This is a genomic window from Bifidobacterium platyrrhinorum (genome assembly GCF_010667645.1).
GTDB lineage: Bacteria > Actinomycetota > Actinomycetes > Actinomycetales > Bifidobacteriaceae > Bifidobacterium > Bifidobacterium platyrrhinorum.
Window position 1 is genome coordinate 1 of record NZ_WHZV01000020.1, and the last position, 1,114, is coordinate 1,114.

1 protein-coding gene is annotated in these 1,114 nt (G+C 60.7%); it reads right to left on the reverse strand.

What is annotated here, in order from left to right; genetic code table 11:
- On the reverse strand, nucleotides 1–299 hold a 299-nt coding region (locus tag GFD21_RS10905; RefSeq protein ID WP_163197998.1), incomplete at its 3' end, for a helix-turn-helix domain-containing protein.
- Nucleotides 300–1,114: the final 815 nt, after the last annotated feature.

Sequence of the window (1,114 nt, forward strand, 5' to 3'; positions counted from 1 at the left end):
GCGTCCAGTTCACGCCGGATCGCGACGATCCGCTTGCGAATCGCCTTCCCGGTCCTGTTCGCGATGCGATGCGCACGTCGGGAGCGTGGCAGGAGCCCCGCTTCGCCCTCCCTTTCCCAACGTCGTTTCAGCTCGTGCGCCCACTGGCGGGTGACCCCGTAACGGCGGGCGGCCTCGGCGACCGGAACCCCCTCGCCGATGGCGTTGACGATGGCCTTGTTGCGCAGGAACTCGCTGCGTGCCGTTCCCCCGTCGCCGGTGGATGATTGTGCTGACTGCTGCTGTGACTGTGTATCCATACACCGGTCAACAGACGCCGACATGTCAACCATGCCCCGAGACACCCGTCAACCATGCCCCAGGAGATACCGTCAACCATGCCCCGAGACATATGTCAACCATCCGCTCGAACTAGACAGGCGCACGCCTTCCTCGTGCCTCATATTGCCTGTTGTCAGAAATGGCGGAATTCCAAGGTTTTCTGGACATGGGTGCGTGTCCCTGCCGCGTGTGAACAGGCTTGCCGGGCTACGGGGGCACGTCGCTGTGCCCCCGTATGAGAAATACGGTGCATATCGACGACCGTGGCACATTGCCGTGCCACCGGATGAAAAATGCGTCGGCTTCTTCGAACCGTGGCACGATGTCGTGCCATTGAACGAGGAATTCGGTGGCAGTCGGGGGCGATTCGGAACCGATCGGGAATGGTCGGGAACGGTCCGGAGTTGGTCGGGAATGGATTGGGGCGGGTAATCAAGCTGACCCGCAGCACCGACGGAATACGGCACCGGCATCGACTGGAACGAGTTCCACACCCACATCCCATGGAAATCGGGTGACTAGGAAACGAAGCCTAAAACACCACAAAAGTTCCTATAGAGGCCTGCTTTGACTCTTAGCCGGTGGGGTACGAACGTTCCCGGCCGATTTTGTTACCCCCACTATGTACCCCACACCGTCCCCATATCCACGCGCCGATACGCACCATCGCGCGAACGGCCGGCGAGCTCGGCAGCGGCTCGGAATCGTTGCAATGCCGGGGCTATAGGAACCAAACGTGGTGTTTATGACTGGGGTTTGGCCTTGTGGCAGTAGGCGTGTCGGGGTGGTTTTA